Source organism: Halorubrum sp. Ea1, assembly GCF_002252965.1.
In the GTDB taxonomy this organism is placed as follows: Archaea; Halobacteriota; Halobacteria; order Halobacteriales; family Haloferacaceae; genus Halorubrum.
On sequence record NZ_NHPG01000142.1, the window covers coordinates 1 to 9,271 of the forward strand.

At 69.5% G+C, this 9,271-nt stretch carries 7 protein-coding genes; 6 read left to right on the forward strand and 1 reads right to left on the reverse strand.

What is annotated here, in order from left to right:
* From kynU to DJ73_RS17845, 3 genes are all read left to right on the forward strand, one after another.
* Positions 1–1,081, forward strand: a 1,081-nt coding sequence (gene kynU, locus DJ73_RS17835) for a kynureninase (RefSeq protein ID WP_094558649.1), incomplete at its 5' end; no start/stop codon positions are given.
* Between the two features lie 223 nt (positions 1,082–1,304).
* Positions 1,305–3,944, forward strand: coding sequence for a PAS domain-containing protein (locus tag DJ73_RS17840; protein WP_094558650.1), 2,640 nt, complete (start codon positions 1,305–1,307; stop codon positions 3,942–3,944).
* Positions 3,945–4,075: 131 nt separating this feature from the next.
* Complete coding sequence (locus DJ73_RS17845; protein ID WP_176451165.1) at positions 4,076–7,015, forward strand: DEAD/DEAH box helicase; 2,940 nt, start codon at positions 4,076–4,078, stop codon at positions 7,013–7,015.
* A 414-nt stretch (positions 7,016–7,429) separates the two neighbouring features.
* Here the strand turns inward: DJ73_RS17845 and DJ73_RS17850 are convergent, their stop codons facing one another.
* On the reverse strand, positions 7,430–8,071 hold the full coding sequence (locus DJ73_RS17850) for an MBL fold metallo-hydrolase (protein WP_094558651.1): 642 nt from the start codon (positions 8,069–8,071) through the stop codon (positions 7,430–7,432).
* 98 nt (positions 8,072–8,169) lie between these two features.
* On the opposite strand from DJ73_RS17850, the gene DJ73_RS17855 reads away from it, so the two are divergent.
* From DJ73_RS17855 to DJ73_RS20685, 3 genes are all read left to right on the forward strand, one after another.
* On the forward strand, positions 8,170–8,352 hold the full coding sequence (locus tag DJ73_RS17855; protein WP_094522147.1) for a DUF5786 family protein: 183 nt from the start codon (positions 8,170–8,172) through the stop codon (positions 8,350–8,352).
* A 4-nt stretch (positions 8,353–8,356) separates the two neighbouring features.
* Positions 8,357–8,941, forward strand: coding sequence for a DUF99 family protein (locus DJ73_RS17860; RefSeq protein ID WP_094522148.1), 585 nt, complete (start codon positions 8,357–8,359; stop codon positions 8,939–8,941).
* A 79-nt stretch (positions 8,942–9,020) separates the two neighbouring features.
* Positions 9,021–9,271: hypothetical protein (locus DJ73_RS20685; protein ID WP_217900459.1), on the forward strand; the 251-nt coding region annotated here is incomplete at its 3' end.

A 9,271-nucleotide genomic window follows, 5' to 3' on the forward strand; every position in this document is an offset into this window, starting at 1 on the left:
CCTCGTCGGCGCCACACCCGACGAGGTCGTCGTCGGCAACTCGATCACCGTCAACATTCACACCCTGATCGGCACCTTCCTCGACGAGCTGCTGGCGGGGAACGGCCCGGAGCGGGAGGAGATGGCACGGGCAGACGGCGAGTGGGACCGGAGCGTCGAGCCCGCCGTCCTCGTCAACGAGCTCGACTTCCCCTCCGACCACTACGCGATCCGCGCCCAACTGCGCCAGCGCGGGATCGACCCCGACGAGAAGCTCCGCGTCGTCGAGAGCCGCGACGGGCGGACGATCGACCCCCGAGACATCGAGGCCGCGCTGGAAGCGCACGACGACGTGGGGATCGTCTGGATGCCGACCGCGCTGTACCGCTCCGGCCAGCTGTTCGACGTCGAGCGGATCGCCGCGGCCGCCCACGAGGCGGGCGCGTACGCCGGCTTCGACGCGGCCCACTCCGCGGGCGCGGTCCCGCACGCGTTCGGCGACGTCGGCGTCGACTTCGCGGTGTGGTGCACGTACAAGTACCTCAACGCCGGCCCCGGCGCGATCGGCGCGCTGTTCGTCGCCGAGCGCCACCACGGGCTCACGCCCGCGCTGGCGGGGTGGTGGGGCCACGAGAAGGCGACGCAGTTCGAGATGCGGATGACGTACACCCCCGCCGACTCCGCCGGCGCGTGGCAGATCGGGACGCCCCCGCTGCTGGCGGCCGCGCCCCTCGAGGGCTCGGTCGAGCTCCTGCGGGAGGCGGGGATCGACCGCCTGCGCGCCAAGTCGCTCGCGCTCACGGACTTCCTGATCGCGCTCGTCGACGATCGGCTCCCCGACGTCTCGGTCGGAACCCCGCGCGAGCACGGGGCCCGCGGCGGCCACGTGGCCCTCGAACACCCCGAGGCGGAGCGGCTGAGTAAGGCGCTCACCGACCGCGGCGTGGTCGTCGACTTCCGGCCGCCGAACGTGGTACGCGTGTGTCCGGCCGCCCCGTACACCTCGTTCGCGGACGTGCTGGACGTGGTCGACGAGATCGAGGCGGTCCTCGAGTCGGGCGCCCACGAGGCGTACGCGACGGGTGCGGGCGGCGTGACGTAGCGGTCGCGACGTAGCGGTCGCGACTGGTGAGGACGACGCGACGTAGCGGCCGCGGCTGGTGAGGACGACGCGACGTAGCGGCCGCGACGGCCGAGGCGACGAGCACGAATCCGGCGATCGAGCGTCGATTTCGTCGCCCTCGCGGCCCGTTAGAGTTCGAGTTCGGGCGTCGATATCCGCACTCTTATCAGCGTATTAATCCTATATACCGCTAAGAGAACCGATGGACGAGAATGCACGTTCGAACACCAACGCTAGCTCGTTCGGCGTGGCCGACGAGGGCGTCGACGCAGTTTACGAAGCGATTTTTCGCGAGATGGACGACGCCGTTTTCGTCGTTGAGGTCGGGCGGACCGGCGACGGCTACGAGTTCACGTTTCGACAGAACAACACCGCGCACAAGGAACAAACGGGGTTCTCCGAGGACGCGATGCGCGGTGAGACGCCGCGGGAACTCCTCGGCGACGAGCAGGGCGCGGTCGTCGCCGCGAACTACCGCCGCTGCGTCGAACGGGGCGACACGGTCGAGTACGAGGAGCGGCTCACGTTCCCGGGCGGGACGAGCCACTGGCAGACGAAGCTGACGCCGATCACCGAGGGCGGAACGATAACGCGGATCGTCGGCGTCGCTCGGGAGATCACCGCGCAAAAGCGACAGGAGCGAGAGCATCAGCGCACGTACCGCCGGTTCCAGACCGTGTTGGAGACGATGTCGGCGGCGGTGTTTCTCAAAGACGCCGACGGTCGGTATCTCCTGGTGAATCAGGCGTGCCGCGACCTGTTTGACGTCGACGAGGATCCCGTCGGGATGACCGACGAGGACCTCTTCCCGCAGGAGATCGCCGAACAGGCGCGGGCGGACGACTTACGAGTCCTCGACGGCGGCGAGCAGATCGAACTCGAGGAGACGATCCCGACTCCCGCGGGGGAAAGCGTCCGCCTCACTCGGAAGTCACCCGTGTACGACGACGAGGGAGAGATCGTGGCCGTCTGCGGCGTCTCGACGAACATCACCGAGCAGAAAGAGGGAGAGCGAGCGCTTCAGCAGCTCAAAGACCGCCTCGAACTCGCGGTCGAGGGCGCCCAACTCGGCATCTGGGACTGGGACATGACCACCGACGAAGTCGAGTTCAACGATCAGTGGGCGCGGATGCTCGGGCATTCCGCCGACGAGATCGAACCGCGCCTCGAGGAGTGGGAGCGCCGCGTCCACCCCGACGATCTCGGGCCGGTCGAGGACGCCCTGTCAGACCACATGGCGGGCGAGACGGAGTACTACGACACGGAACATCGGATGCGGACCGCGTCCGGCGAGTGGAAGTGGATCCGCGGCGTCGGGAAGATCGTCGAGCGCGACGGTGACGGGGAGCCGGTGCGGGCGGTCGGCATCCACCTCGACATCGACGAGCGAAAGCGGCGAGAGACGGAGTTGGAACGCACGCGGGCGCTCATCGAGCGGACGCAAGAGAGCGCGTCGATCGGGTGGTGGGAGGTCGATCTGATCGACGAGTCGCTCACGTGGAGCGACGAGGTGTACCGAATCCACGGGGTGCCCGTAGAAGAGTCGATCGACCTTGAGGAAGCCATCGAGTACTACCATCCGGCCGACCGAGAGACCATCGAGACCGCGTTCGACCGGCTGACCGAGGAGGGCGAGCCGTACGATCTCGAACTGCGGATCGTCACGGCGTCCGGGCAGACTCGGTGGGTCAGGGGGATCGGCGATCCGCAGTTCGACAACGCGGGGAACGTCGTCGGCGCGTTAGGGCTGTTCCAAGACATCACGGAGCGGAAGGAGTACGAGATCGCCCTCGAGTCGACCCGCGAGGAGCTCCGGGAGATCATCGACCTCGTGCCGGACCTGGTGTTCGTGAAGAACCGCGACGGCGAGTACCTCTTGGCCAACGAGGCGACCGCGGAGGCGTACGGGAAGACGCCCGAGGAGGTCGAGGGTCGCTCGGAGGGCGAGATAATCCCCGACGTCGACGACTCGGCCGAGTTCCGACAGGACGACTTGGAGGTGATCGAGTCGGGCGAGCCGAAGGAGATCGGCGAGGAGACGTTGACGACGGCGGCCGGCGAAACGCGCATCCTGCAGACGGTGAAGATCCCCTATAAGATGCCGGAAACGGGAGAGGACGCCGTCTTGGGATACGCCCGCGACGTGACCGAGCTCAAGGAGTACGAGCAGACGCTCGAGCAGCAACGGGATAACCTCACCCTGCTCAATCAGGTCGTCCGCCACGACATCCGGAACCAGCTGATGGTCGTGGAGTCGTACACCGACCTGCTCAAGGACTCGCTTCCCGACGATCGGAGTCGAACGTACGCGCGGACGGTCATCGAGGCGGCGAAGCAGGCGGCCGAGATCACGGAAACGGCCAAAGACGTCACGGACGTGCTGCTACAGGTCGGCGCCGACCGGACCCCGATGAGCCTCCGCGACGAACTCACCGAGCAGATCGAGAAGGTCCGCTCGGATCAGGACCGGGCGACGATCTCCGTCGACGGGTCGGTCCCCGACGTGACGGTGCTGGCGGACGAGCTGTTGGAGTCGGTGTTCCGGAACCTGCTGACGAACGCGGTCGTCCACAACGACAAGGACGCGGCCGAAATCGGGGTTTCGACCCGCGTTGGGGACGGTTCTGTGCGCGTGTCGATCGCCGACAACGGTCCCGGTATCGAGGATAAACACAAAGAACAGATTTTCCAGGAAGGCGAGAAGGGCCTCGAGAGCGGCGGAACGGGTATCGGGCTCTACCTCGTCAAGACGCTCGTCGACAAGTACGGCGGCGGCGTGTGGGTCGAAGACAACGAACCGACGGGCAGCGTGTTCGTCGTCGAACTGCCGATCGTCGACTGAACGGACGGCTACCGGGCGTCGACCGAACTGACCCCAGCCTATCGGGGACGCGGACGGCCTCGATCGCCCGTCCGGATCTCGCACAGCGACGGGCTTAATCGCCCGAGCGCCCAACGTCCGACGATCAGCTAATGGCGGAACAGTCGGGCATGGACGCGTTCGCGCACCTCGGGAGCGAGGTCCGAGAGGCGCTCTCCGAGCAGGGGTTCTCGACGCCGACGGAGCCGCAACGCGAGGCGATCCCGCCGCTCGCCGCCGGGCGGAACGCGCTCGTCCTCGCCCCGACGGGGACCGGGAAGACGGAGACCGCGATGCTCCCCGTCTTCGACGCGATCGTCGACGCCCGAAACGCGCCGGGCGACCAGCCCCGCGAGGGGATCTCCGCGCTGTACATCACCCCGCTCCGCGCGCTCAACCGCGACATGATGGACCGGCTGGAGTGGTGGGGCGACCGGCTCGGCGTGGAGGTCGCGGTGCGTCACGGCGACACCACGCGGTACGAGCGGTCGAAGCAGGCCGACGACCCGCCGGACGTGTTGATCACGACGCCGGAGAGCCTGCAGGCGATCCTGACGGGCTCGAAGATGCGGGTCGGCCTCGAGGACGTCGCGCACGTCGTGATCGACGAGGTCCACGAGCTCGCCTCCGCGAAGCGCGGCGCGCAGCTGACTATCGGGCTCGAACGCCTCCGGCGCGTCGCGGGGCCGTTCCAGCGGGTGGGGCTCTCCGCGACCGTGGGGACGCCGGAGGAGGTCGGGAAGTTCCTCGTCGGCAGCGGTAAGCGCGACCCGAAACGCGAGGGCGACCGCGAGTTCGAGATCGTCGAGGTGGCGGCCGGGTCGCGGACCGACGTGCGCGTGCTCGACCCGGAGATCACGGACCGCGACGCGACCCTCGCCGGCGAGCTGGCGGTCGACGAGACGACCGCGAGCCACGTGCGGACGATCCGCGGGATCGTCGCGGACCGCGAGTCGACCCTGATCTTCGTCAACACGCGACAGACCGCGGAGGCGCTCGGCTCGCGGTTCAAGACGCTCGCGGAGCGGGAGCGAGAGGCGGCCGAACGCGGCGGGGAAGGCGACGGGGACGCCGACCCCACCGAGATCGAGATCCACCACGGCTCGCTCTCGAAGGACGTCCGGATCGACGTCGAGGACCGGTTCAAGTCGGGGGACCTGGACGGGCTCGTCTGCACCTCCTCGATGGAGCTCGGGATCGACGTGGGGCGCGTCGACCACGTGGTCCAGTACGGGAGCCCGCGGGAGGTCGCCCGCCTGCTCCAGCGCGTCGGGCGCGCGGGCCACCGGCGCGACCTCGTGTCGGAGGGGACCGTCGTGACGCAGGGCGGCGACGACACGCTCGAGGCGCTCGCGATCGCCCGGCGCGCCGACGCCGAGCTCGTGGAGCCGGCCGCGATCCACCACGGCAGCCTCGACACGGTCGCGAACCAGATCGTCGGGGTCGTGATGGACGAGGGCGACGTCCACGCCCGCGTGGCGTACGAGACCGTCACGAGCGCCTACCCGTTCCGGGACCTCTCGGAGCCGCGGTTCCAGGAGATCGTCCGCGAGCTCGACGGCAACCGCCTGCTGTGGCTCGACGAGGAGTCCGACACGCTAGAGAAGTCGGGCGGCACGTGGCAGTACTTCTACGCGAACCTCTCGATGATCCCCGACGAGTCCACCTACGAGGTGTACGACATGTCCTCGCGGCGGGGGATCGGCACCTTAGACGAGCGGTTCGTCGTCAACTTCGCCGGCCCGGGCGAGACGTTCATCCAGCGCGGCGAGATGTGGCGCATCACCGAGGTCGACGAGGAGGAGGAGCGCGTGAACGTCACGCCCATCGCCGACCCGGCGGGCGAGGTGCCCTCGTGGATCGGCCAAGAGATCCCGGTCCCGAAGCCCGTCGCCGAGGAGGTCGGGCGAATACGGGGCGACGCCGCCGCGGCGCTCGCGGCGGGATCGACCCCCGTGGCGGTCGCGGGCGACCTCGCGGAACGCTACCCCGCCGACGAGGAGACGGTCGCGACCGCGTTGAAACCGGTCGTCGACCAGGTCAAGGCCGGCCACCCGATCCCCACCGACCGCCGGATCGTGATCGAAGGGAGCGCTCGTACCGTCGCGGTCAACGCCGCCTTCGGCCACGAGGTCAACGAGACGCTCGCGCGCCTGCTCGCCGCGCTCGTCGGTCAGCGCGCCGGCTCGTCGATCGGAATGGACGTCGACCCCTACCGGATCGAGTTCGAGGTCCCTCACGGGGTCGATCCCGGGACCTTCCGCGAGGTGCTGGAGACGACCGACCCCGACCGGTTGGAGGCGTACCTCGAACTCGCCCTGAAGAAATCGGACGCGCTCAAGTTCACGCTCGCGCAAGTCGCCGCGAAGTTCGGCGCCGTCAAGCGCTACCGCGAGGGGAAGGGGCGGTTCGGCGGCGACCGCCTGCTCGCGGCGTTAGAGGGGACGCCCGTCTACGACGAGGCGCTCCGCGAGGTGTTCCACGCCGACCTCGCGGTCGCGGAGACGGCGGACCTGTTGGCGGCGATCCAGGACGGGTCTCTCGACGTGGACATCGCCCGCGAGCGCACCCCCCTCGGCACGGCCGGGCGCTCCGCGGGGACCGAGTTCCTCGTCCCGGAGAACGCCGACGCCGACGTGATCGAGACGATACGCGAGCGGATTCGGAACGACCGGGTCATCCTCTTCTGTCTCCACTGCGCCGACTGGCGGCGCACGACGAAGGTGCGGCGCGTCCCCGACCAGCCGGAGTGCCCCGACTGCGGGTCGACCCGCGTCGCCGCGCTGAACCCGTGGGACGACGAGACGGTCGCAGCGGTCCGGGCGAGCGAGAAGGACGAGGAACAGGAGCGACGGACGAAACGGGCGCATCGGGCGGCGAGCCTCGTCCAGACGCACGGGAAGCGCGCCGTGATCGCGCTGGCGGCGCGGGGGGTCGGGCCGCACAACGCCGCGCGGATCATCAACAAACTGCGCGAGGACGAGGACGAGTTCTACCGCGACGTGCTTCGACAGGAGCGCGAGTACGCGCGGACGCAGTCGTTCTGGGACTAGATCGGTACGGGGATTCGGTCGGCTATTTATAAGCGGCCGATGCCGAGCCGACAGCGAACACCGCCAAAGCCCCAGCCGCTCGCTGATAAATTACTGACGACAGATCGACAGTGAACACCGCCAAAGCCCCGGCCGCGAGGACTCGCGCGGCTTGCTGCGCTCCTCGTCACTCGCTTCGCTCGTTCCTGCGGTGCTTACTGCGCCGTGCTTCGTCCTCGCGACTGCCCCTTTTGAGTCCCACCCCATACCGCACCGCAACCGCGGCCTCACGCCTCCCCAGCCTCGCCGCTCGCGCTTATCAGCGCTCGCGGCGTCCCTCGCGCGTGCGACTCGCGCCCGCTGGGCGCTCGTCGGCACGCGCCACCGCACATCTGTTTATATATAATCGCAGATGTCGCTGGCGCGGTTCAGTCGCTACTCGCCCGGGTACTTCGGCTCTCTGCGCTCGGCGCGCTCGGTCGCGCGCTCGATGACCTCGCGGACCGTGTCCGGGCCGTCGCTCGCGCGGTAGACGTCGCCGTGGCCGGGGTACATCGTCTCGACGGTGTCCGGGAGGACGTTGAGAATCGTGTGGAGGCTCTCGATCAGGTCCTCGCGCGACTGGCCCGCCATGTCGGTGCGGCCGAACGAGCCGTCGTCGAACGCGCCGTCGTTGTACACGACCACGTCGCCCGAGTAGAGCCGCTCCTCGCCCACGAACGCGACGTGGTCGTCGGCGTGGCCCGGCGTCTCGACGACCTCGCAGGGCTCGTCGCCGATCAGGATCTCGTCGCCGTCGACGATCCCCACGTCCCGTCGCAGGTGCGAGGCGTTCGCGTAGAGGGTCGCGTCGAACCGGTCGAGCACCGCGTCGAGCTCGCCGACGTGGTCGTGGTGCTGATGGGTCAAGACGACCCGGTCTAACCCGTCGACGCCGGCGTCGGCGAGCGCGTCGGCGATGACGTCGTCGACGCCCGGCATCGTCCCGGCGTCGACCAGCGTCGGCGCTTCGCCGGGCACGAGGTACGCGTTGCAGGTGAACTCCTCCGCGTCGGCGGTGACGGTGATCGGCTCCATATCCACACGAGGGCGTTCGCGGCGTAAAAACGTGTGCGGGCCCGACCCCGATCCCGGCAGGGGATTTATCACTGGTGGGGTGTTAGTATTACACACATATGGGCTTCGGAAGCTACGACGAATCCGAACAGGAGAACCAAGACCTGGACGCGGATTTCGACGACGAGGACGGAGTCCGAGCGGCCGAGGAGGTACACGAGGGCTCCGTCGACTACGAGCCCGGCGCCTCCAACGACGAACTTCTCGACCGGCTCCAGGAGATCAAATCCGAGGAGAACTGACGGGGTGACGGCGCCGAGCCGGACGCTCGGGATCGCCTTCTCCGACGGCGACCGAACCAGCCGCCTAGCCGGCGCCGTGGTCAGATCCGACGGGACCCTCGACGGACTCGGCTTCGAGCGCTGCGCCGTCGGCGGCACCGACGCCACCGACGCCGCGATCGCCCTCTTCGACGCGCTCGGCCGCGAGGACGTCCGCCACGTCGCCTGCGCCGGCGTCGCCCCGGCGTGGTTCAACCTCCTCGACCTCCGCCGGCTCCACGAGGCCCTGGACCGGCCCGTCTACGCCGTGAGCTACGAGCCGAGCCCCGGGCTCGAACCCGCGCTCCGCGAGGCGTTCGACGGCGACGCCCTCGAGCGCCGACTCGGCGTCTACCGCTCGCTCCCGCCGCGGGTGCGGGTCGAGCGCGGCGGAGAACCCGACGGGAAGCCCGCGGGTGACCCCCTCTTCGTCCGCGCGATCGGCCTCGACGACGGCCGCGCGGCCGCCGCCGTCCGCGACCTGGTGCGAGACGGCTTCCGGCGGCCCGAGCCGCTCCGGATCGCCGCGCTCGCGGCGAGCGCGCACCGGGAGGCAGTCGGGGGAGAGTAGCGCGCACCGCGAGTGACCGTCGCGGACGCGCGAGCGGGACCCCCGTGGATATATGTCGTCCCCGGCCGACCGCCTCCGCATGAGCGACGACTCTCCGCCGGACGGCGACGCCTCGGACGGCGGCGCGCCCGGCGTGACGTTCCGCGACCGCGACCGACTCGTCCGGACGCCGGCCCACGGCGTCGCCCTCGACTGCCTCGGTCGCGGAACGTCACGCCGGGCGCGCCGCCGTCCGAGGCGTCGCCGTCCGGCGGAGAGTCGTCGCTCATGCGGAGGCGGTCGGCCGGGGACGACATATATCCACGGGGGTCCCGCTCGCGCGTCCGCGAC

Bases quoted from the DNA above. Each gene is read 5' to 3' on its own strand.
- DJ73_RS17840 (WP_094558650.1), top strand. From the start codon at position 1,305: ATGGACGAGAATGCACGTTCGAACACCAACGCTAGCTCGTTCGGCGTG.
- DJ73_RS17845 (WP_176451165.1), top strand. From the start codon at position 4,076: ATGGCGGAACAGTCGGGCATGGACGCGTTCGCGCACCTCGGGAGCGAG.
- DJ73_RS17850 (WP_094558651.1), bottom strand. From the start codon at position 8,071: ATGGAGCCGATCACCGTCACCGCCGACGCGGAGGAGTTCACCTGCAAC.
- DJ73_RS17855 (WP_094522147.1), top strand. From the start codon at position 8,170: ATGGGCTTCGGAAGCTACGACGAATCCGAACAGGAGAACCAAGACCTG.